We start from the raw sequence: 22,177 nt of genomic DNA on the forward strand, positions 1-22,177 counted from the left end.
ATGGGGTTTTCATTTCACTTTCGGCGCGAAGAGCCAATCAGAGCTGGTCCCGTTTGTCGTGGAGGAATAGGATGCTCGGCTATCTTCCATGACACACAGGAAACAACATCATGAATCGAAAATGGTCGCTCCCCATCGTGGCAATCGCGGGGGGAGCGTTACTCTGGCTAGGCAACACCTTTGGTATGAAATGGGCTCTGATGGCCCTGATTGGATTCGGTTTCGGCTTCACCCTCTCCTTCAGCCGCTTCGGCATCGTCTTCGGTTGGCGTGAAATGTTGACCAAACGCAACAGCTACTATGTGCGGGTACACCTGCTCACCATCGCCATCGAGATCCTGCTGTTCACCACTTTTCTCTCCTTCAGTCACGCCCTGTTTGGTGATGCCATGGTGGGCAACGTGATGGCTATCGGCATTCCCTTCATCGTCGGCGCCTTCCTGTTCGGTATCGGCATGCAGCTGGCAGGCGTCTGCGCCACCGGCACTCTCTACTGCTGTGGCGAGGGGCAACCCCGCTTCTGGCTGGTGCTGATCTGCTACGGCATCGGCACCCTCATCAGCAACCAGTTCCGCCCCGAGCTGGAGGCCACCTTCTCCAGTCAGGTCGTGTTGGCCAAGGATCTGACCGGCAACCTCTGGAGCGGCATGCTGCTCAACCTGGCGCTGGTCGCCGTGCTATTCCTGCTGTTTCGCAAGAGCGAGCAGAAGCACACCGGCGAGATCAAGCCCATCTTCAGCGGCGGCAACCTGTTCTGGCGTGACGGCCGTTTCACCGTACTGACCGGCGGTATCCTCATCGCCCTGCTCAACTCCAGCGTGGTCGCCCTGCACGGCTCGGCCTGGACCATCACCGGCGCCGTCTATGACATGGCGCTGCGCGGCGCCTCCCTGTTCGGCCTGTTCGAGGGGAACCCGAAACTGGCCCAGCCGCTGTTCATCAACCCCATGGTCGGCATGTTCTGGCTCGGCATCCTGGGGGCCATGCTGGCGCGCTGCATCAGCGGTGGCGGCAACTTCGCCCCGATCCGCCTCGGCAACAGCATGGCGGCCATTCTCGGCGGCCTGCTGATGGGCATGGGGGCCATGTACAGCGCCTGCAACCTGGGCGGCTTCTTCGATGGCACGGCGTCGGGCAGCCTGCACGGCTGGGTCTGGATGCTGATGGCCCTCGTCGGCAGCCTGATCGGCATCCGTTTGCGACCGCTGTTCGGGCTCTGATCTGCCACACGAAACACCATAAAAAACGGGAGGCCAGGCCTCCCGTTGTCGTCTCTGCGGCGGTTACTGCGCCGGCTGGGAGACGCCTTCCAGATGGATTTCTACCCGACGATCCGGCGCCAGACAGGCGATCAGCTGCTGCCGGGACTGGCTGGCACAGCTGTCACCGGTCACCGGATTGGCCTTGCCACGCCCCTCGACCCGCACCTTGTCGGCATACAGACCCTTGCTGACCAGATAGTTGGCCACGCTTCTTGCACGCTGTTCGGAGAGGGAGAGGTTGTAGGTGTCGGAACCGATGCGATCCGTATAGCCCACCACGGTGGCCTCCCCGTCTTTCGGATTGGCCGCCACTATCTGGCTGAACAGGTTGTCCAGTGCCTGGTTGGCTTCCGGCTTCAGGGTTGCCTTGTTGAACTCGAACAATACGTCAGAGCTCAGGCTGAAGGTCTTGGGCGCCACCACGGGTGCGGGTTCGGCAACCACGGGGGCCGGTGCCGGCGCGGCTACCGTATCGCCGACCTGACCGAAGCGATAGAGCATGCCGACGGAGAGCAGGCCGTTGTCCAGCTCGATGCCGGACTCATCCAGCGAGGTCTTGCCGAGCGGCGTGGTGTACTGGTACTCGAGGCGAGCGGCCCAATCCTTGTCGATGGCGTATTCGATACCCAGCGCCCCGACAAAGGCCGCACCGTGATACTTGTTGCCCTTGCTCGAACCGGAAACTGAATTGGTCCCATCGCTGATCCAGGCATCGAGTGAACTCTCGGTCCAGGCATAGGCGCCCCCCAGACGGCCATAGATATCCAGCGCCGAGGTGGCCGGGAAGCCAATTTTCATGGTGGCCTGCAGCATCTGGGCCTTGGCTTCACCTTCCAGTCCGGCATTGATGCCATTGCCAGAGTAGTGCTGATCCACCTTGTACTTGCCAAGCCAGTCGTAGCCAAATTCGAACGCCACATTCTGGTTCAGCTGATAGCCGGCAAAGGCGCCAAGGCCAAGTTCGTTCCCCTTCTCGTTGGCATCCACCGCATCCAGTACATCCTTGACCTGCTGGTCGTAGTCAACGCCATAGAAATTGGACCAACCGGCCTTGCCGCCGACATACCAGGTGTTGTCCTGGGCGGCGGCCTGTACCGCCCCCGTTGCCAGCAAACCACTGACCAGAACGGCAAGCATAGATTTCTTCATTTTTAGCCTCTGCAATAAGTCGTTATGGGCGCCTGAGTGCGCACTCTCCCTGTGTGAAGCCGTCAGGCGGCCTCGCCGTCACTCAGGGTATCCCATCCCGAAGAAGCCTCAAATGACCAGCAGGTCAGGAGTGTGAACTTGGCTGCATTATCGCCGCATCGTCGACCAAAATGGCCTGTGCCAGCGCACGAGCCTGCTCCAGCGCCGGCGGCTGCTGATAGCTGTGTGCCATTACGATGGCCCCCTCCAGCAGCAGACAAAGCCCGGTGGCCTGCGTCAGATTGCAGTCGAGCCGGTGCATCACCCAGTTCAGCAGCGCCTGCTTGTGGGCCACCACCAGCTTGCGCACCGGATGGCGCGGGTCGGCAAACTCGGCGCTGGCGTTGATGAAGTTGCAACCATAGAAATCGCTGCGGCCGAACCACTCCCCGAAGCCGTCGAACAGCGCCTGCAGGCGAGCCTCGCGCCCCGTTAGCCCGGCCAGCCTCTGGTCGAGCAGGGCGAAGAACTCCCGGTCACGGGAGATCAGCACCTCCTCGATCAGCGCGTCCTTGGTGGGAAAGTGGCGATAGAGGGTGCGCTTGGTGCTGCCTGCTTCGGCCCAGATGCGATCCACACCGGTGGCATGAAAGCCATGGCGGTTGAACAGGCGATAGGCCGTCTCCACCAGTTGCTGACGCTTTTCACTCATGATTGCCTCTTGAAGTACACCGATCTGTCTACCTAATGTGCCTAATCACGACTGACAAACCAAGAGGGAACTGCAATGACAAGATGGTATGGCTCACTATGGGCGGGAAGCGGGGCGGCGTTGGCGATCGGCCTGTTGGGCTGGATGAACCTCAGCTGGCATGCGGCGCTGGTGATGGCGCCTTTCGGGGCAAGCTGCGTGCTACTGTTTTCACTGCCCCACAGCCCTCTCGCTCGCCCGAAGAACGTGTTGGGCGGCCACCTGCTGGCGGCTTGTGTCGGTCTGGCCGTCTCCTGGCTGCCGTTGCCGGTGGAGCTGCAGATGGCACTGGGGGTGGGGCTGGCCATCGCCCTGATGCAGCAGCTGGATATCATCCACCCTCCGGCAGGCGCCAATCCCCTGCTGATCCTGATGACGGGACTGGACCTGCCCTTCCTGTGGCAGACTGTGTTACCCGGCACCCTGCTGCTGATGGCGCTGGCCTACGGTTTTCAGTGGCTCAGGCGGCCTCGCCCGCAAATGTCCTGAATGAAAAAGGGAGGCTGACGCCTCCCTCTGTTTTGCTCTGCCGTCAGCTGGCCAGAAACAGCCGGTAGGCGGGGTCGTCGCTCACCTCTTTCCAGCCGTAGCCAATCTCGTGCAGGTAGTCGTGGAAAGACGCCACGTCCTCGTCCGGCAGCTCGAAGGCACAGAGCACCCGGCCATAGTCGGCGCCGTGGTTGCGGTAGTGGAACAGGCTGATGTTCCAGCGGCAGCCGAGGGTCTCGAGAAAGCGCATCAGGGCGCCCGGCTGCTCCGGAAACTTGAAGCTGTAGAGGCGCTCGCCGAGGGGCCGGGCCGGGCGGCCGCCAATCATGTAACGCACGTGGTTCTTGGCCAGCTCGCTCTCGGTCATGTTGACCACCGGATAACCGTTGCCCTCCAGCTGGTGCTGGATCTGGCCCAGCTCCTCGTCACCGCCGCTGAGGCGCACCGAGACGAACAGCGACGCCTGCTCGGCATCGGCGTAACGGTAGTTGAACTCGGTCACCATGCGGGGTCCGAGCTGGCGGCAGAAGTCGAGGAAGGCCCCCTTGCGCTCGGGGATGGTCACCGCCAGCATGCCCTCGCGCTTCTCGCCGATCTCGCAGCGCTCCGACACGTAGCGCAGGCTGTGGAAGTTGACGTTGGCGCCGGAGAGGATGGCCGCCATGCGCCCGCCCTTTACCTGTTCCCGCTCGCTGTAGGCCTTGAGACCCGCCAAGGACAGGGCGCCGGAGGGTTCGGCGATGGCGCGGCAGTCGTCGAAGATGTCTTTCAGCGCGGCGCAGATCTGGTCGTTGGAGACGGTCACCACCTCGTCCAGATACTGGTTGCACAGGCGGAAGGTCTCCTCGCCGATGCGCTTGACCGCCACCCCGTCCGCAAACAGGGAGACCCGCTCCAGGTTGACCGGCGTGCCGGCCTCCATGGCCGCCTTGAGGCAGGCGGATCCCTCCGCCTCCACCCCGATCACCTTCACATCCGGCAGCAGCTGCTTGATATAGACCGCCACCCCGGCGGCCAACCCGCCACCCCCCACCGGCACGAAGACGTGGGTGAGGTGGGTGTCCTGCTCCAGCAGCTCCTTGCCGATGGTGCCCTGGCCCGCGATCACCTCGACGTCGTCGAACGGCGGGATCAGGGTGTAGCCCTCCAGCTCGGCGAGGCGGCGGCTCTCGCCGTAGGCCTCGTCGAAACTGTTGCCGAACAGCAGCACGTTGCCGCCCTGGCGGCGCACCGCATCGATCTTGATGTCCGGGGTGGTCTTGGGCATCACGATGATCGCCTTGATACCGAGCCTGGCGGCCGACAGGGCGACCCCCTGGGCATGGTTGCCGGCAGAGGCGGCGATGACACCGCGCTCCTTCTGCTCCTGGGTCAGGGTGGCAATCTTGTGGTAGGCACCGCGCAGTTTGAAGGAGTGGACCGGTTGCAGATCCTCCCGCTTCAGGCTGACGTGATTGCCGAGCCGCTCGGAGAGTTTTTTCAGGGTTTGCAAAGGGGTGACCCGCGCCGCCTCGTAGACGGGGGAGAGCAACACCTTGCGTAGATAATCCGCCGCAGAGACCATGACTTATTCCCCCAGCATCGAGCGATCGCGCACCGCACCCTTGTCGGCACTGGTGGCGAACATGGCGTAGGCGCGCAGGGCAAAGGAGACCTGACGCTGGCGATCGAGCGGCTTCCAGCCACGGGCCTCGACGGCGACGCGGCGGGCAGCCAGCACGCTGTCGGCCACCTCCAGCACCATGCTGCGGGCCGGGATGTCGATGTTGATGATGTCGCCATCCTCCACCAGACCGATAGTGCCGCCAGAGGCCGCCTCCGGCGACACGTGGCCGATGGAGAGACCCGAGGTGCCGCCGGAGAAGCGGCCGTCGGTGATCAGGGCGCACACCTTGCCGAGTCCCATGGACTTCAGATAGGTGGTGGGGTAGAGCATCTCCTGCATGCCCGGACCCCCTTTCGGGCCCTCGTAGCGGATCACCACCACTTCACCCGCTTTCACGGTGCCATCCAGAATGCCGGCAACCGCCGTGTCCTGGCTCTCGAATACCCGGGCCGGGCCGCGGAAGGTGAGGTTCTCCTCGTCCACCCCGGCGGTCTTGACGATGGCACCATTCAGCGCCAGGTTGCCGGCCAGCACGGCCAGGCCGCCCTCCAGGCTGTAGGCGTTGTCCAGCGAACGGATACAGCCCTCGGTGCGGTCCAGATCCAGCTCCGGCCAGCGGCAATCCTGGCTGAACGCCTTGGTGGTGCGGATGCCGGCCGGGCCGGCGCGGTAGAAGTCCACCACCTCCTGGCTCGGCTGACGGCTGACGTCATACTCGGCCAGCAGCTCCACCAGCGAGGTACCCAGCACGTTGCGGGCGTCGCCGTGCACCAGACCCGCTTTCTCCAGCTGACCCAGGATGGCGATGACGCCGCCGGCGCGGTGCACGTCTTCCATGTGGTATTTCTGGGTGGAGGGTGCCACCTTGCACAGCTGGGGCACCTTGCGTGACATGCGGTCGATGTCGGCCATGGTGAAGTCGACACCCGCCTCCTGGGCTGCCGCCAGCAGGTGCAACACGGTATTGGTGGAGCCGCCCATGGCGATGTCGAGCGCCATGGCATTCTCGAACGCCGCCTTGGTGGCGATGTTGCGCGGCAGGGCACTCGCATCATCTTGTTCATACCAGCGCTTGGCCAGGGTCACGATGCGCTGGCCCGCCAGCTTGAACAGCTGCTCACGGTCTGCGTGGGTCGCCAGCAGGGAACCGTTGCCCGGCTGGGAGAGGCCCAGCGCCTCGGTCAGGCAGTTCATGGAGTTGGCGGTAAACATACCGGAGCAGGAGCCGCAGGTGGGGCAGGCGCTGCGCTCCACCTGTTCGCTCTGGGCATCGGAGACCTTGGGGTCGGCACCCTGGATCATGGCGTCCACCAGGTCCAGCTTGATGATCTGATCGGAGAGTTTGGTCTTGCCCGCTTCCATCGGGCCGCCGGAGACGAAGATCACCGGGATGTTGATGCGCAGGGCGGCCATCAGCATCCCCGGGGTGATCTTGTCGCAGTTGGAGATGCAGACCATGGCATCGGCACAGTGGGCGTTGACCATGTACTCCACCGAGTCGGCAATCAGCTCGCGCGACGGCAGGGAGTAGAGCATGCCGCCGTGGCCCATGGCGATGCCGTCATCCACGGCGATGGTGTTGAACTCCTTGGCCACCCCGCCGGCGGCCTCGATCTCCCGCGCCACCAGCTGGCCCAGATCCTTGAGGTGGACGTGGCCCGGCACGAACTGGGTGAAGGAGTTGACCACGGCGATGATGGGCTTGCCGAAATCCTGATCGGTCATGCCGGTGGCACGCCAGAGGGCGCGGGCCCCGGCCATGTTACGTCCGTGGGTGGTGGTGGCGGATCTCAACTTCGGCATTGTCTCTACTCCCTGAATGCCCAGCGGGCTCATTATCTTTGGAAATGAAAAAGTGACTCTCGGATCGGGAATCGATCCTGGTGAGGGCACCGCGCAGTACCCTCACCGGAAGCGACTCGGGGAGGCACATCGCCTCCCCTCGTTTGTCAGTCCGCCACCGGCGTCAGCCAGCCCCACTTGTCTTCGGTCTGGCCGTTGAACAGGCCGAAGAAGGCGTTCTGCAGCTGCTCGGTCACCGGACCGCGGCAACCGGCGCCCACCTGCATGCGATCGACGGAGCGCACCGGGGTCACCTCGGCCGCTGTGCCGGTCATGAAGATCTCGTCTGCGACATACAGGGCCTCACGGGGCAACGCCTGCTCGCGCACCTCGTATCCCAAGTCACGTGCGAGGGTCATGATGGTGTCACGGGTGATGCCGGGCAGGATGGCCGCGGTAGCGGGCGGGGTAAACAGCACGCCGTTCTTCACCAGGAACAGGTTCTCTCCCGCCCCTTCGCTCAGGTAGCCGTTCACATCCAGCGCCAGCCCCTCGGCGAAGCCGTTGCGCTTGGCCTCGCGACTGATCAGCTGGGAGGACAAATAGTTGCCACCCGCCTTGGCACCGGTGGGAATGGTGTTGGGGGCGAGCCGGTTCCAGGAGGTGACGCACACATCCACCCCGTTCTTCAGCCCTTCTTCGCCCAGATAGGCACCCCAGGGAATGGCCGCAACGATCACGTCGGCCTTGGCATCCTTGGGAGGATGCAGGCCAAGGCCCACGTTACCGATGAAAGCCAGCGGGCGCAGGTAGCCGCTTTTCAGGCCATTTTCGCGCACCACGGTGCGGCAGGCCTCATTGATCTCGGCCTCGTTGTAGGGGACCTCCATCCAGTAGATCTTGGCGGAGTCGAACAGGCGGCGGGTGTGCTCCTGCAGGCGGAAGATGCAGGTCCCCTTGGGGGTGTCATAGGCACGCACCCCTTCGAAGACCGAGGAGCCGTAGTGCAGGGCGTGGCTCATCACGTGCACCTGGGCATCCTGCCAGGGCACCAGTTTGCCGTTGAACCAGATATATTGCGGGTGAGTGGCGGATTGGGAAGGCTGTGACATTGGCTTGGCTCCTTAAGCTCTGATCCGGGGTTGCTGTTCCAGTGCATCGACCCGGGAGACGTCCACCAGCTTGACCAGCTGGCTCCACAACTGCTGGATGGGACGCACCGACTCGACAGTAACCGTGATCCGCAGTTGTTGGCAATCCTGCTCCGCTCTCGTTTCCATAGTGAGGGCACAGAGATTGAAGCCGCGGTGACGCACCACCCGCAGCACCCGCTCCATCACTTCGGGTCTGGGCTGGGCATGGATTTGCAAGGTATTGAACTGACTCATGGGCGTTGCTCCATCATCTGGTGGTTGGCGACTCCTGGCGGAACCAGGGGCCAGACGTTTTCTTCCTCTGAAATGGCCACATGCAGCAGATAGGCGCCGTCGTGCGCCAGCAGGCGGTCGAGGGCCGGGGCTATCTCCTCCTTGCATGTGATGGTCTCGCCCGGAATGCCGAAGGCGGCGGCCAGGGCGACGAAATCGGGGTTGTCGGAGAGGATGGTCTCGCTGTAGCGGCCGTCGAAGAACAGCTCCTGCCACTGGCGCACCATGCCGAGGCGCTGGTTGTCCAGCAGCACCATCTTCACCTTGAGCTGGGCCCGGCGGATGGTGCCGAGCTCCTGCACGTTCATCATGAAAGAGCCGTCGCCGCTCACCAGCACCACCTCATCTTCCGGGCGCGACATCTTGGCGCCGATGGCGGCGGGCAGACCGAAGCCCATGGTGCCGAGACCGGCACTGGAGAGGTGGTTGCGCGGGCTGGTAAAGCGCATGTGCTGGGCCACCCACATCTGGTGCTGACCCACGTCGCAGGCGACCACGCTGCTCTCCGGCAACCTGGCAGAGAGCTGCTTGAGCAGCGCCGGAGCATAGATGGGCTGGCCGGGATGGTCGTAACGAAAGGCGTACTCGCGGGCCATGTTCGCGCAGTGCTCACGCCAGGGCTCGATGGAGAGGGACATGGCGAGGCGTGGCAGCACCTGCTTCAGATCCTGAGTGATGCCCACCTCGGCGGCGCGGCGCTTGCCGAACTCGGCGGCGTCCACATCCAGGTGGATCACCTTGGCCTCGGGGGCGAACTCCTCCAGCTTGCCGGTCACCCTGTCATCGAAACGGGCGCCCACCACCAGCAGCAGGTCGCACTGCTGCACCGCATAGTTGGCGGCCTTGGTGCCGTGCATGCCGAGCATGCCCAGATAAACGGGGCTGTCGGGGTCGAGCGCACCTATCCCCTTGAGGGTGGTGACCGCAGGCATGCCGGTGGCGGCGGCAAAGTCGCGCAGCTGCTGCTCGGCATTGGCCATGCCCACCCCGCCGCCAACGTAGAGCACGGGGCGCTCGGCGGCGGCCAGCAGGGTGCGGGCGGCCGTCAGTTCGGCCGGATTGAGATGTTCGGGCTCCGCCACCGCAAACAGCGGACTCTGCACTGGAACAGTGGACAGCTGCACATCCTTGGGCAGATCGATCAGCACGGGGCCGGGGCGCCCTTCGCTGGCGATGGCAAAGGCCTCGGCGATCACCTGCGGCAAATCCGCCACGTCCGTCACCATAAAGGAGTGCTTGGTGCAGGAGAGGGACATGCCGAGCACGTCCACTTCCTGGAACGCATCTGTGCCTACAGCGGCGCAGGGCACCTGGCCGCTGATGGCCACGAGCGGCACCGAGTCGAGCAACGCCTCCGCCAGACCGGTCACCAGGTTGGTGGCGCCGGGGCCCGAGGTGGCGATGCAGACCCCCACCTGACCGGAGGCGCGGGCATAACCCACCGCCGCCATGGCGGCACCCTGCTCGTGGCGGCAGAGCTGGTGCGCCAGACCGCCATCATACAGGGCATCGTAGACCGGCATGATGGCCCCGCCCGGGTAACCAAACACCTGGGTCACACCCTGTTTCTTGAGAGCCTGTACCAAAAACTGCGCGCCGTTCATCTGGAAAATCCTGTCCTTTGGTCGAAAAAAAACCCCCGGGCCGTGAGGCTCGGGGGTCGCTTGTTTCGTTCTGTCCGGTGGTGGGTCTATCCCTTGTTCCGTGCAGCTAAACGAGCCCCGAGCGGTGAGATAATAATCACCACTAGGACCACAATAATGCTGACGAAACGGGAGGCCATGTTCATAGTTACAACCGGAAATCCTGTGAAATTGGGGCGGTTTATGCCGCGAATGGCTATTAGAACTAGCACGGTGATTTTTATTGGGCAAGCGTTTTTTTAGATGACAACCCTCTAATTTTGGCTATTTAGCAGCCGACAGATTGGGATAAAAAACCATCAAAGAGCAGTTAACCAGAACATATACCAACTCAAGGACGAGATTTATGTCATTAGCTGTGGTTTATAGCCGTGCCAGCTTAGGTGTCGCGGCACCGCAAGTCACGGTGGAAGTTCACCTCTCCAACGGCCTGCCCGCCTTCAACATGGTCGGTCTGCCGGAAACCTCGGTGAAAGAGTCGCGGGATCGGGTGCGCAGCGCCCTGCTTAACGGCAATTTCGAGTTTCCGTCCAAGCACATCACAGTCAATCTGGCTCCCGCCGATCTGCCCAAGGAGGGGGGCCGTTTCGATCTAGCCATCGCCATCGGTATTCTCGCCGCTTCCAAACAGATACCGGCAAAATACCTGCTCGATCACGAATTTTTAGGGGAGCTGGCCCTGACCGGCGAGATCCGCCCCGTGCTCGGGGTGCTGCCCGCCGTGCTCGCCTGCCGCGACGCCGGACGCACCCTGCTGGTTCCGCGGGAGAACGGCCCCGAGGCCTCGCTGATCCAGGACGCCGAAGTACGCACCGCCCACCAGCTGCTGGCCGTCACCGCCTGGCTGGCGGGTCAATACGAGTTGCCGCTGCCGGATCCCCAGAGCGCGGAGAGCCTGCCCGACGTGCCGGACCTGCAGGACGTGATCGGCCAATCCCAGGCCAAACGGGCGCTGGAGATCGCCGCCGCCGGCAGCCACAACCTGCTGTTCATCGGCCCGCCCGGTACCGGCAAGAGCATGCTGGCGAGCCGTCTGCCCGGCATCTTGCCACCGCTGAGCGAACAGGAGGCGCAGCAGACCGCCGCCATCCACTCCATCGGCGGCCTCACCCCTCGCGCCGGTCACTGGCACCACAGACCCTATCGCACGCCGCACCACAGCGCCTCGGCCGTGGCGCTGGTGGGCGGTGGCAGCCACCCGCGGCCCGGTGAAATATCCCTGGCCCACAACGGGGTGCTGTTTCTGGATGAACTGCCGGAGTTCGAGCGCAAGGTGCTCGATTCCCTGCGTGAGCCGCTGGAGACGGGCCATATCACCATCAGCCGGGCTGCCCGTCAGGTGGACTTTCCCGCTCGTTTCCAGCTGGTCGGCGCCATGAACCCCAGCCCCTGCGGCCACTATGGCGACGGTCAGACCCGCTCCAGCCCGGATCAGATCCTGCGCTACCTCGGCAAGCTCTCCGGCCCCTTCCTCGACCGCTTCGACCTGACGGTGGAAGTGCCGATCTTGCCCAAGGGGAGCCTGACCGGCAAGGCGGAGCGAGGGGAGTCGAGCCAACAGATCCGCGAGCGGGTGCTGGCGGCGCGCGAGCGCATGCTGAGTCGCAATGGCAAGCTCAACAACCTGCTTGATAGTCGTGAAATCGAAGACATTTGCCGATTATCGCCACAGGATGCCGAATTTCTGGAGAACGCCATCCAGAAGCTCGGGCTCAGCATCCGGGCCTGGCACCGCATCCTGCGGGTGTCGCGCACCATCGCCGATCTGGCGGGGCAGCCTGCCATCGGCAAGGAGCACCTGATCGAGGCGCTCGGCTATCGCGCCATGGACCGCCTGCTCTCCAGGCTGCGCAGCGGCTGAGCTGAGAAAGCGTCTCACCAAGGGCCTGTCCGTGGTCTTGGGAAGCATCGGCTGATATTATGGCCACAGATCTGACCACTTGATGCGTCGCTACAGACTGCAAGACGGACCCGAATCATGCCCAACAAGCTGATAGAGCGACTGCGCGGCAGCCTCTCCACCCTGCTCTACTTTTTCAATACCCTGTTCTGGTTTATCCCCGTGCTCTCCCTGGGTCTGCTCAAGCTGTTGCTGCCCGTCAGGGGCTGGCGAACCTTCTGCAACTGGTTGCTGGATGGCTGTGCCGGCTGCTGGATCGGTTTCAACAACCTGATCCAGAAAACCATCATCAAAACCCCTTTCGATGTGGTCGGAGTGGACAAAGGGCGCCGGAATGAGTGGTATATGGTGATTGCCAACCATCAATCCTGGGTCGACATACTGGTACTGCAGCGGGTTTTTAATCAAAAAATCCCCTTCCTGAAGTTTTTCCTCAAGAAAGAACTGATTTGGGTACCTTTTCTCGGGCTGGCCTGGTGGGCCCTGGACTTCCCTTTCATGCAGCGATATTCCCGCAAACTGCTGGAAAAGAAGCCCCATCTGAAGGGAAAAGACATAGAGACCACGCGCAAGGCCTGTGCCAAGTACCGCCACATGCCGGTGAGTGTGATGAATTTTGTCGAAGGCACCCGTTTCACCCCGACCAAGCATCAGAAGCAGGGGTCACCCTACCGGCACCTGCTCCATCCAAGGGCGGGTGGCATCGCCTTTACCCTGGCAGCCATGGGTGATCAGTTGCATCAACTGGTGGATGTGACCATCGCCTATCCGGACGGCATTCCCAGCTACTGGGATTTCATGTGCGGTCGGGTCGGGGAGATCAAGGTCCAGATCCGCTATTTGCCGATCGACCGCAAGCTGGTGGGGGACTACTTCAATGACCCCGACTTCCAACAAGAGTTTCAACAGTGGCTGAACGGGATCTGGCGCGAGAAAGACCAGACCCTGACCCAGCTGCTGGCAACCAAGGCACAGTAAACACCCATGTTATCCCTGCTTCCCGGCCCGTTGGTGCTGCTCATCAGCGCCGGCCTGACCATTCTCTTCACTGCCTTGTGCGCCAGCCTGATCCTGCTGGTTTCGCTGGCCAAACTGCTGCTGCCCGTGCCGGCCTTTGGCCGCGCCTGCAGCCGGCTCAACAACCGCTTCATGCGCCTGTGGCTCGGCTGCAACGCCCTGGTGATCCGCCTCACCACCCGCATCGACTGGCAGGTCGAGGACGACACCCGGCTGCGCAAGGATGGCTGGTATCTCATCATCAGCAACCACATGAGCTGGACCGACATCGTGGTGCTCGGCCACCTGTTTCGCGATCGGTTGCCGGTGCCCAAGTTCTTCATGAAGCACGAGCTCATCTACATCCCGCTGCTGGGGCTCGCTTGCTGGGGGCTGGATATGCCCTTTATGCGCCGCTACTCACGGGAGTTTTTGCTGCACAATCCGCATCTGCGGGGCAAGGATATCGAGACCACCCGCAACGCCTGCGAGAAGTTTCGCCACATCCCTACCACCGTCATCAACTTCGTGGAGGGGACCCGCTTCACCGAGGAGAAACGCGACGCCTCCCGCTCCCGCTTTCGCCACCTGATGCCGCCCAAGGCGGCCGGGCTCGCCTTTACCCTGGCGGCCATGGGCGATCAGTTCGACAGCCTGATCAACGTCACCATCAGCTACCCGGACAACACCGAGACCCCCTTCAAGGACTTCCTGATGGGGCGGATGAAACGCATCCAGGTGCGGATCGAGGAGCTGCCGGTGGACGAGCAACTGGTAGGGGATTACTTCAACGACAAGCAGTTCAAGCGCGGCTTCCAGGAGTGGCTGAACCAGCGCTGGCAGGAGAAGGACGCAGTGCTGGCCCAGTGGCAGAAGGATGATATGACAACCGGGTCCCGTCAGGTTGCCGACAAGGCGAGTGCCGAGGCCAGCTCGGGCAGCTGATCCTCGCTGAACACGGCGATGCCGTGGCGACGCAACAGGGCAGTGGTCATGCCCTCGCCCGCCACCGAAACCCCTTCGAAGCGGCCGTTGTAGATGCGGCCGCTACCGCAGGAGGGGCTCCCCTCTTTCAGCAGGGCAAAGCGAATCCCCTGCTGCTGACAAGTCTCCAGCGCCAGCACGGCGCCGCGCGCAAACTCCGCCGTCACATCCAGCCCGCTTTCGGTCACCACAAGCTCCCCCTGCCGCTCGGCAGGTGGGCGTGGCGTCGGCAGGCCGCCCGCCACCTCGGGACAGAAGGCCAGCACCTGCCCCTCGGCTCCCAACTCTGCCAACCAGTCGCTGACAATCCCCTTGCTCTGGCCATCGTAACGCACTGGCTGTCCCAACAGGCAGGCACTCACCAGCACCTTGTGCGCCCTCGTATCACTCATGCTTCCGCTCCATTCATCACCTGATCGAACATGACGCAACAGGGGCTCTCCAGCCGGTAGAGGATGGCGGGACGCTGCTTGCCGGTGCGCTTGCGGCCGGTGTCCGTCAGTATCTCGGCGCGATGGATCCGCTTGCGAAACGCCGCCGTATTCATGGGGGTCTGCAGGATGATCTCGAAGGCGCGCTGCACCTCGGAGAGGGTGAATTCCGTCCCCAGCAGTTGCAGCGGCAGGGTGCTGTAGCGGCTCTTGATCCGCAGCCGCTCCAGCCCTCTGGCGATGAGTTGGGGATGGTCGAAGGCGAGGCTGAGACCGGGCAGGGCCGAGAGCGGATGCCAGCAGCCGCGCGTCACTTCAACATCGGGCTCGGCCAGACAGAGATAAACGAGCGTGGTGGACCAGCCACGGGGATCCCGCTCCAGATTGCCAAGGGTGCAGACCTGCTCGCTGTAGCAGTGGCCCAGCCCCCATTCAGCCAGCAGACGGCGCAGGGCGGCGTCCAGATCCCGGTCCCGCGTCTCGTCGATGCGCAGGGCAGGCAGTTGCCAGCAGTGGGCGAAGGGGGGGCGATCGCGGGTCTCCAGCAGCAGTTCCAGCCGCTCGTCACGCAGTCGCAACACCACCATATCCAGACTCATTCTCAACATGTCGATCGCCCTGCTCGCCTTCCATTAATGTTTGGTAGATAATATCACACGAATAATATGTGCAGGAGCCACTCATGGGAATCATCGCCAGCCTGGATATTGATGCGCAGAAGGGATTCACTCCCCTCTGCCCGAATGAACTGCCCGTCGCAAGGGGGGATGATATTGTGGCTGCGCTCAACGCCCAGGCCGCTCTCGCCTCGCTGCGCATCGGCAGCAAGGACGCCCACCCCGCCAATGCAGACTGGGCGGTCTCCGATCCCGCCGGCATGCTGCTGCCGCTGGATTTGCCCAACGCCGACCTCACCTGGCCGGTGCACTGCGTACCGGGCACCCGCGGCTTCGAGCTGCTCGACGGCCTGCCGGCCCCGGTCGATTATGACTTCTTCGTCTGGAAGGGGGTCGAGCCGGATCTGCATCCCTATGGCACCTGTTTCCACGATTTGGCGGAGCGGCGCAGCACAGGGCTCATCGAGTTTCTGCAAGCCCGCGGGGTCGATACCCTGCTGGTCGGCGGCCTGGCCACCGACTACTGCGTCAAGACCAGCGTGCTGCAACTGCGCCGCGCCGGTTTCCGGGTGATCGTCCACCTCGATGCCTGCCGTGGCATCGCCGCCGGGACGGTTGCCAGCGCCTGCACCCAGATGATCGAGGCTGGCGCCGAACTGGCCCAGACCTTGACCGATGTACAACGCCTGCTGGACGCCTGATATGTCCCCGACCCTCATGGGTCTGCCCGACAGCGGCGTCTGCAAACTACCTATGCAGCAGGGGTGGGCCATCTGGCTCACCGGCCTGCGGGGATACTGATATGCTGCCCATACTCAACAGCCTGCTCGACACCGATGCCTACAAGCTGCATATGCAGCAGGCGGTGTTCCATCGCTATCCGGATGCCGAGGTGGTGGCCGAATTCCACAGCCGCAACGAAGAAGACCTGTTGCCCATGATGGGCCAGATCGAGGAGCAGCTGCGCCTGGCCGGCTCCCTGCGGCTGACCAGACCCGAGCTCGACTTCCTTGCCGAGCGCCCCTTCTTCACCACCGATTATCTCGATCACCTGCGCCGCAAGCCGCTGGACGCCTCCCTGCTCAAGGTGTTTGAGCAGGATGGCCGCATCAATGTGCGGGTCGAAGGCACCTGGCAGGACGTGATCCTGTGGGAGATCCCGGTGCTCGCCATCATCAGCGAGATGCGCAACCGCTTCCGCTATCCCCAGTTTGGCGTCACTCAGGCGCTGGAGCGGCTCGACCAGAAGATCGACAAGCTGGAGCGGGATCTCAGCCCGGAAGAGATGAAGGAGTTCAACCTCATCGACTTCGGCACCCGTCGCCGCTTCTCCCACGCGGTACAGGATGCCGTGGTGGGCCGCCTCAAGGAGCGCCTGCCGGCGTTTCGCGGCACCAGCAACTACCAGCTGGCCCAGAAATACCGGCTGCCGGCGGTGGGCACCCAGGCCCACGAGTGGTTCCAGGCCCACCAGCAGCTCGGCTTCCCGCTCGAGCACAGCCAGCGCGCCGCCCTCACCAGCTGGCTGGACGAGTTCACCGACCATCTGGGGATAGCCCTGACCGACTGCATCACCATGGATGCCTTCCTGCGCGACTTCGACTTCGAGCTGGCCAGCCGCTATCAGGGGCTGCGCCACGACTCCGGCGACCCCGTGGTGTGGGGCGAGAAGGCCATCAGCCACTACCAGCGGCTCGGCATCGACCCCACCGAGAAGACGCTGGTCTTCTCCGACGGTCTCAACCTCGACAAGGCGGTGCAGCTGATGCGCCACTTCCGCGGTCGCATCAACACCAGCTTCGGCATCGGCACCAAGCTCACCTGCGATCTGCCCGGGGTCACCCCGATGAACATCGTCTTCAAGATGATGGAGTGCAACGGTGGCCCGGTCGCCAAGATCTCCGACAGTCCGGGCAAGACCCTGTGCCGGGATGCGGACTTCATCCGCAACCTCAAGCAGGCCTTCCACGTCGGGGTGTAGCCCCCATTTTTGCGGGGAGCATCTTGCGCCCGGGGCCGGTGGCCCCCTACCATGACCCCCCTGATAAGGTCCGACTCGTGTCGGGCCTTTCTATTACCCGAACGACAGACCACAAAGGAATGCACCATGACCCGTAAATGGATCCTCGCCCTCACCACCTTGTTCGCCAGCCTGAGCGCCGTCGCCGCCGAGCCGCTGCGGGTCTCCGCCATCCCGGACGAAGCCCCCACCGAGCTGCAGCGCAAGTTTGCCCCCCTGGGTGACTACCTGGCCGAGAAAACAGGCCGCGAGGTGGTGTTCGTGCCGGTCAACGACTACGCCGCCGTGGTCGAGGCGCTGGCCGCCGGCAAGCTGGACATGGCCTGGCTCGGGGGCTTCACCTATGTGCAGGCACACCGCCGTGCCGACAAGGTGGTACCCCTGGTACAGCGCCAGGAAGATGCCCAGTTCACCTCCAAGTTCATCGCCAATGCCGACAGCGGCATCAAGACCCTGGCCGATACCAAGGGCAAGGACTTCGCATTCGGCTCCCCTTCCTCCACCTCCGGTCACCTGATGCCACGCCACTTCCTGGCCGAGCAGGGCATCAACCCGGAGCGTGACTTCGCCCACGTCGCCTTCTCCGGCGCCCACGACGCCACCGTCGCCTGGGTCGCCTCCGGCAAGGTGCCGGCCGGTGCGCTCAACGCTTCCGTGTGGGAGAAACTGGTGGAAGAGGGCAAGGTCGACACCGCCAAGGTCAAGGTGATCTGGACCACCCCCACCTACTTTGACTACAACTGGACCGTGCGCGGCGATATGGATCCGGCCCTGCAAGAGAAGATCAAGCAGGCCTTCCTCAGCCTGGATCCGGTGGTACCCGCCCAGGCCGAGATCCTCAAGCTGCAACGCGCCAGCCGCTTCATCGAGACCAAGCCCGAGAACTACCTGGGCATCGAAGCCGCCGCAACCCAGGCCGGCCTGCTGAAGTGATCGCCGTCGCGCTGGACGGGGAAGGATTGCGGCTCGGCCAGAGCCGCATCCTGCAGCCGTTTCGCCTGCAAATTGCGGCGGGTGAGTGCGTAGCCGTCATAGGGCCAAGCGGCGCGGGCAAGACCAGCCTGCTGCGGCTGATCGGCACCGAGCTGCGCGGCGAAGGCAGGCTCGCCCTCTGGGAGCAGGATCCCTGGTCCCTCTCTACCCGGGACCGCCAGCGGCTGCGCAGGAGGATCGGCATGGTCTGGCAGCAGCCTCCACTGCCCGCCTCCCAGAAGGTAGTGACCGCCGTGCTGGCCGGTCGGCTCGGCCAGTGGTCTCTCGGCCGTTCCTTACTCTCCCTGCTACGTCCTTACGACCCCGAAGGCGCGCAGGCCGAGCTGGCCCGCCTTGGCCTTGCCGACAAGTGGCAGCAACGCTGCGGCAAGCTCTCCGGTGGCCAGTTGCAGCGGGTCGGCATCGCCCGGGTGCTCTATCAACAGCCGGATCTGATCCTGGCGGACGAGCCCGTCTCCGCCCTCGATCCCGTGCTCGCCCAGAGCAGCCTGGATGCCCTGCTGGCCCAGGCCCGCGCCCGCGGCAGCACCCTTGTCGCCAACCTGCATGCGGTCGAGCTGGCGCTCGGCCGTTTCCCCCGCATCATCGGCTTGCGCGAGGGACGGGTGCAGTTCGACTGTCCGGCGACGGCCGTCACGCCGGCCATGCTGGCCGAGCTCTACGCCGGTGATGACGAGGCGGCTGCGTGTTTGAACTGACCCACCGCTGGTGCCATCCCCTGCCCTGGCTGTTGCTGCTGATCGGCTACAGCCTGTGGCAGCAGGCCGACGGCTGGCTCGGCCTGTTCGACGGCCAGAGCTGGCGGCAGATGGGTAACTTCCTCGCCACCAGCTGGCCACCCCGTTTTGATCGGGACTTTCTCGCCCTGACCCTGACCGCGACTCTGGAGAGCCTGGCGGTCGCCACCTTGGGGCTGGCGGGCGCCCTGCTGCTCGGCGTGCCGTTTGCCCTGCTCGGTTCGCGCGCCCTGTCGCTGGCCGAACTGGGCCCGGTTCCCAGTCCGCTGCGCGGCGCCTTGCGGGCCCTCTCGCGCCTTGTCGCCATCGTGCTGCGCAGCCTGCCCGAGCTCATCTGGGCGCTGCTGTTCGTGCGCCTGTCCGGGCTCGGGCCGCTGGCCGCCATCCTGGCCATCGCCGTCAGCTACGGCGGCATGCTCGCCAAGGTCTACAACGAGATCATGGAGAGCGGTGCCCTGCAACCGGCCCGCGCCCTGCTGCTGGGCGGCAGCGGCCGGTTGCAGGCACTCTGGTACGGCGTGCTGCCTGCGGTGCGCCAGGAGCTGCTCTCCTACACCGTTTACCGCTGGGAGTGCGCCCTGCGCGCCTCCGTCATCATGGGCTTCGTCGGCGCCGGCGGGCTCGGTCAGCAGCTCGAACTCTCCCTGCGCATGTTTGCCGATGGCGAGGTGGTGACCCTGTTGCTGGCCTTTATCCTGCTGGTGACCCTGGCGGATGGCCTCAGCGCCTGGCTGCGCCATAGCCGCTCCCCCGGCCTGCTGTTGCTGATCTGCCTGGGGCTGGCCGCTGCCCTCGCCCTGTACCAGCTCGACTGGCGCATGCTGAGCTTCTCCCTGAGCGGGCTGGGTTCCTTCGTGGGGGAGTTTTTGCGACCGGACTGGTCATGGCCCTTCCTCAAGACGGTGGCCAGCGGCCTGCTCGATACGGTGCAGATGGCGCTTCTGAGTACCCTCTTCAGCGCCCTGCTGGCCCTGCCGCTCGCCTGTCTCGCCCGTCACTGCTGGCCGCTGCGCCTACTGTTCAACCTGCTGCGCTCGGTACCCGAGCTCATCTTCGCCAGCCTGCTGGTGATCGCGGTCGGACTGGGTCCGGTGGCAGGCATACTGGCGCTGACCCTGCACACCACGGGCGTGCTGGCGCGCCTCTTCGTGGAGACCCTGGAGAACGCGGATCCCGCCCCTCGCCTCGCCCTGCAGTTAAGCGGGGCTGGCCCTACGGCCTGCTTCTGGTACGGGCTGTTTCCGCTGGTGACGCGCCAGTGGCTGGCCTACAGCCTCTATCGCGGCGAGATGAACCTGAGGGCCGCCACCATACTCGGCGTGGTCGGTGCCGGCGGCCTGGGGCAGCAGCTCTATGTCTCCCTGAGCCTGTTCCGTTACGATCAGACTGCCACCCTGCTGCTGGCCATTCTGTTGCTGGTCTGGCTGGCGGAGGCCATCAGCCGCCGCACCCGCTTGCCGCGCCCGACCCCCACCCAGCGGGATTGCCAGATCTGACGCAGGCTCCTGATAAACAAAAAGCCCGCCGGTTTGCACCGGCGGGCTTTTTTCATCGGGTCACTCTGGATCAGTCTTTCTTGGCCAGCAGGAATTTCACCAGCTGGTTGAACTGTTCCTGGGAAGTAATGGATTCGATTTTCACCATGTACTTGCCGTTGACCAGGAAGGCCGGTACACCGCGAATGTTGTAGCTCTCGGTGTTGCGGTCAAACTGGGAAACCATGCCGGAGACGGCGAAGCTGTCGACGGCACCATCAAACTCTTCGGCCGGCACGCCGTTGTCCACGAAGATCTGCTTCACGTCATCGCGGCTCATCGGCGGTTTGCGCTGGGTATGGATCTTGTTGAAGATGGCCGGAGTCAGCTTGCCTTCAACGTTCAGCAGGGTCGCCAGCGCGTAGGCACGCTGCATCTCCGGGCCCATTTCACGGCCCAGGAAGGCAACCGGGTTCTTCTTGAGAGGAACGCCCTGCGGCAGATCCTGCTTCAGCTGTTCCACGATCGGTTCGAAGGTCGAGCAGTGCGGGCAGTAGTAGGAGAAGAACTCCAACACTTCCGGCTGGGCGGTGCCAGTCTGCTTGACCACGTCATAGTTAACGCCTTCCTTGAATTCGGGGGCGGCGTGAACCATGGGCATCATCAGCATGGCAGCGAGGAAAAATAGGATTTTTTTCATGATGTTTCCTGTTAAGGGATCACTGTGAGGCACGCCCGGCGAACCGAAGCAGTGCCAAGCCTATTGCGTCCCCCCTTCGCCGTCAATGGCAAAGAAGTGACCAGGGGTCCCTCCTCCCGCGCTCGTCACCAGCCGGGTTGCGCCCCGATCACCAACCCGGCGTCAGAGTCAGGGGCGGCGCCTTGAGCGCCTCCAGCTGGTCGTGCAGGGTTGCGATCTGCTGACGCCAGTAGTGCTCGGTATTGAACCAGGGGAAGTGACGTGGGAAGGCGGGATCTTCCCAGCGCCGCGCCAGCCAGGCCATGTAGTGGACGATGCGCATGGCCCGCAGCGGCTCGATGAGCGCCAGCTCGCGCGGATCGAACTCCATGAACTCCTCGTAACCCGCCAGCAGGGTATCGAGCTGGACCAGCTGCTCGTGGCGCTCGCCACTCAGCATCATCCAGAGATCCTGGATGGCGGGGCCGGTGCGGCAATCATCGAGGTCGACGAACAGGGGACCATCGCGCCACAGGATGTTACCCGGGTGGCAGTCGCCGTGCAGGGAGATGTGGGAGACATCCAGGCTCATGGCATCGCCCACATGCTTGATCAGCTCGTCGAGCACGCCGAAGAACTGTTTGGCCAGCCCGCACGGCAGCCACTCGCCGGCCGCCAGCAGCTGACGCGGCTCGTGCAGCATGCTCTCCACATCCAGCCGGACGCGATGGTGAAACGGCTTGCTGGCACCAATCTGGTGGATGCGGCCAAGGTAGCGCCCCACCCACTCCAGCTGATCCAGGTTGTCCACCTCGAACTGGCGGCCACCGACGCTCTGCCAGATGGCGAACGGATAGCCCTGATGCTCCAGCAGGGTCTCCCCCGCGAAGGAGAGAGGCGCGGCGACCGGGATCTCCGCCTCGGCCAGACGGGCGGCAAACTCGTGCTCCTCCAGGATCTGGGCCCGGCTCCAGCGGCCGGGGCGGTAGAACTTCACCACATAGCGACGACGGTCCTCGTCCTGAAACTGGTAGACCCGGTTCTCGTAGCTGTTGAGTTCGATAAGGCCGGAGTCGAGCCGCAGACCGCTGAGATCCAGCGCATCCATGATGAGGTCGGGTGTGAGATCGGAATAGTTGAAACGCATGTCATCCACCATGAGAAAGGGGCGCCGTAGCGCCCCATTCTATCACCACTCGTTGAGATGGATGCCTGAACCGGGCAACCACTTTGATGAGTCTGACTGTCCCCCCTGCC

At 63.8% G+C, this 22,177-nt stretch carries 21 protein-coding genes; 10 read left to right on the forward strand and 11 right to left on the reverse strand.

The features are described from left to right. Window positions 1–110 precede the first annotated feature (110 nt). Window positions 111–1,220, forward strand: a complete 1,110-nt coding sequence (locus I6L37_RS03325; RefSeq protein ID WP_254203538.1) for a YeeE/YedE thiosulfate transporter family protein — start codon at window positions 111–113, stop codon at window positions 1,218–1,220. A 63-nt stretch (window positions 1,221–1,283) separates the two neighbouring features. On the opposite strand, the gene ompA is transcribed toward I6L37_RS03325, so the two are convergent. Then, window positions 1,284–2,411, reverse strand: coding sequence for a porin OmpA (ompA, locus tag I6L37_RS03330; protein WP_216993262.1), 1,128 nt, complete (start codon window positions 2,409–2,411; stop codon window positions 1,284–1,286). 124 nt (window positions 2,412–2,535) lie between these two features. Then, window positions 2,536–3,102, reverse strand: coding sequence for a TetR/AcrR family transcriptional regulator (locus I6L37_RS03335; RefSeq protein ID WP_216993263.1), 567 nt, complete (start codon window positions 3,100–3,102; stop codon window positions 2,536–2,538). A 75-nt stretch (window positions 3,103–3,177) separates the two neighbouring features. On the opposite strand from I6L37_RS03335, the gene I6L37_RS03340 reads away from it, so the two are divergent. After that, the gene (locus tag I6L37_RS03340) at window positions 3,178–3,630 is read left to right on the forward strand and encodes an HPP family protein (RefSeq protein WP_042072574.1); all 453 of its coding nucleotides are present in this window, start codon (window positions 3,178–3,180) and stop codon (window positions 3,628–3,630) included. A gap of 43 nt (window positions 3,631–3,673) precedes the next feature. Here I6L37_RS03340 and ilvA read toward each other — a convergent pair whose 3' ends face one another. The 5 genes from ilvA to ilvG all read right to left on the reverse strand — a co-directional run bounded on the left by ilvA (window position 3,674) and on the right by ilvG (window position 10,049). Further along, window positions 3,674–5,194 carry a threonine ammonia-lyase, biosynthetic gene (gene ilvA, locus I6L37_RS03345; RefSeq protein WP_216993264.1) on the reverse strand — a complete coding sequence of 507 codons (1,521 nt, stop codon included), beginning with the start codon at window positions 5,192–5,194 and terminating at the stop codon, window positions 3,674–3,676. Between the two features lie 3 nt (window positions 5,195–5,197). Then, window positions 5,198–7,039, reverse strand: coding sequence for a dihydroxy-acid dehydratase (gene ilvD / locus I6L37_RS03350; protein WP_216993265.1), 1,842 nt, complete (start codon window positions 7,037–7,039; stop codon window positions 5,198–5,200). Window positions 7,040–7,185: 146 nt separating this feature from the next. Continuing rightward, window positions 7,186–8,130 (reverse strand): branched-chain amino acid transaminase, encoded by a 945-nt coding sequence (locus I6L37_RS03355; protein ID WP_010635712.1) that lies wholly within the window; start codon window positions 8,128–8,130, stop codon window positions 7,186–7,188. A 12-nt stretch (window positions 8,131–8,142) separates the two neighbouring features. Further along, complete coding sequence (gene ilvM / locus I6L37_RS03360; RefSeq protein WP_017787029.1) at window positions 8,143–8,406, reverse strand: acetolactate synthase 2 small subunit; 264 nt, start codon at window positions 8,404–8,406, stop codon at window positions 8,143–8,145. Next, entirely contained in the window at window positions 8,403–10,049 is a 1,647-nt protein-coding gene (ilvG, locus tag I6L37_RS03365) for an acetolactate synthase 2 catalytic subunit (protein WP_216993266.1), read from the reverse strand. The genes ilvM and ilvG overlap by 4 nt, the downstream gene beginning before the upstream one ends. 385 nt (window positions 10,050–10,434) lie before the next feature. On the opposite strand from ilvG, the gene I6L37_RS03370 reads away from it, so the two are divergent. The 3 genes from I6L37_RS03370 (at window position 10,435) to I6L37_RS03380 (ending at window position 13,929) form a co-directional block, all read left to right on the forward strand. Then, window positions 10,435–11,949, forward strand: coding sequence for a YifB family Mg chelatase-like AAA ATPase (locus tag I6L37_RS03370; RefSeq protein ID WP_216993267.1), 1,515 nt, complete (start codon window positions 10,435–10,437; stop codon window positions 11,947–11,949). Window positions 11,950–12,066: 117 nt separating this feature from the next. Next, the gene (locus I6L37_RS03375; RefSeq protein ID WP_216993268.1) at window positions 12,067–12,966 is read left to right on the forward strand and encodes an acyltransferase; all 900 of its coding nucleotides are present in this window, start codon (window positions 12,067–12,069) and stop codon (window positions 12,964–12,966) included. Between the two features lie 6 nt (window positions 12,967–12,972). Beyond that, entirely contained in the window at window positions 12,973–13,929 is a 957-nt protein-coding gene (locus I6L37_RS03380; RefSeq protein WP_216993269.1) for an acyltransferase, read from the forward strand. Here the strand turns inward: I6L37_RS03380 and I6L37_RS03385 are convergent. Further along, window positions 13,884–14,360 (reverse strand): DUF523 domain-containing protein, encoded by a 477-nt coding sequence (locus I6L37_RS03385; protein WP_216993270.1) that lies wholly within the window; start codon window positions 14,358–14,360, stop codon window positions 13,884–13,886. The two genes, I6L37_RS03380 and I6L37_RS03385, sit on opposite strands and share 46 nt — an antisense overlap. After that, on the reverse strand, window positions 14,357–15,007 hold the full coding sequence (locus tag I6L37_RS03390) for a DNA mismatch repair protein MutT (RefSeq protein WP_042072586.1): 651 nt from the start codon (window positions 15,005–15,007) through the stop codon (window positions 14,357–14,359). The genes I6L37_RS03385 and I6L37_RS03390 overlap by 4 nt, the downstream gene beginning before the upstream one ends. Window positions 15,008–15,081: 74 nt before the next feature. On the opposite strand from I6L37_RS03390, the gene I6L37_RS03395 reads away from it, so the two are divergent. From I6L37_RS03395 to phnE, 5 genes are all read left to right on the forward strand, one after another. After that, complete coding sequence (locus I6L37_RS03395) at window positions 15,082–15,717, forward strand: nicotinamidase (RefSeq protein WP_216993271.1); 636 nt, start codon at window positions 15,082–15,084, stop codon at window positions 15,715–15,717. Window positions 15,718–15,818: 101 nt separating this feature from the next. Further along, the gene (gene pncB / locus I6L37_RS03400; RefSeq protein ID WP_026457333.1) at window positions 15,819–16,997 is read left to right on the forward strand and encodes a nicotinate phosphoribosyltransferase; all 1,179 of its coding nucleotides are present in this window, start codon (window positions 15,819–15,821) and stop codon (window positions 16,995–16,997) included. A 126-nt stretch (window positions 16,998–17,123) separates the two neighbouring features. Next, window positions 17,124–17,969 carry a putative selenate ABC transporter substrate-binding protein gene (locus I6L37_RS03405; protein WP_042027152.1) on the forward strand — a complete coding sequence of 282 codons (846 nt, stop codon included), beginning with the start codon at window positions 17,124–17,126 and terminating at the stop codon, window positions 17,967–17,969. Continuing rightward, the gene (locus I6L37_RS03410) at window positions 17,966–18,727 is read left to right on the forward strand and encodes a phosphonate ABC transporter ATP-binding protein (RefSeq protein WP_216993272.1); all 762 of its coding nucleotides are present in this window, start codon (window positions 17,966–17,968) and stop codon (window positions 18,725–18,727) included. The genes I6L37_RS03405 and I6L37_RS03410 overlap by 4 nt, the downstream gene beginning before the upstream one ends. Next, on the forward strand, window positions 18,715–20,262 hold the full coding sequence (gene phnE / locus I6L37_RS03415) for a phosphonate ABC transporter, permease protein PhnE (RefSeq protein ID WP_216993273.1): 1,548 nt from the start codon (window positions 18,715–18,717) through the stop codon (window positions 20,260–20,262). Before I6L37_RS03410 ends, phnE begins: the two co-directional genes overlap by 13 nt. A gap of 70 nt (window positions 20,263–20,332) precedes the next feature. On the opposite strand, the gene I6L37_RS03420 is transcribed toward phnE, so the two are convergent. Beyond that, window positions 20,333–20,941, reverse strand: a complete 609-nt coding sequence (locus I6L37_RS03420) for a thiol:disulfide interchange protein DsbA/DsbL (protein ID WP_042027154.1) — start codon at window positions 20,939–20,941, stop codon at window positions 20,333–20,335. A 148-nt stretch (window positions 20,942–21,089) separates the two neighbouring features. Beyond that, window positions 21,090–22,079 carry a serine/threonine protein kinase gene (locus I6L37_RS03425; protein ID WP_216993274.1) on the reverse strand — a complete coding sequence of 330 codons (990 nt, stop codon included), beginning with the start codon at window positions 22,077–22,079 and terminating at the stop codon, window positions 21,090–21,092. Window positions 22,080–22,177 lie beyond the last annotated feature (98 nt).

The sequence above is a fragment of the Aeromonas sp. FDAARGOS 1407 genome (genome assembly GCF_019048725.1).
In the GTDB taxonomy this organism is placed as follows: domain Bacteria; phylum Pseudomonadota; class Gammaproteobacteria; order Enterobacterales; family Aeromonadaceae; genus Aeromonas; species Aeromonas enteropelogenes.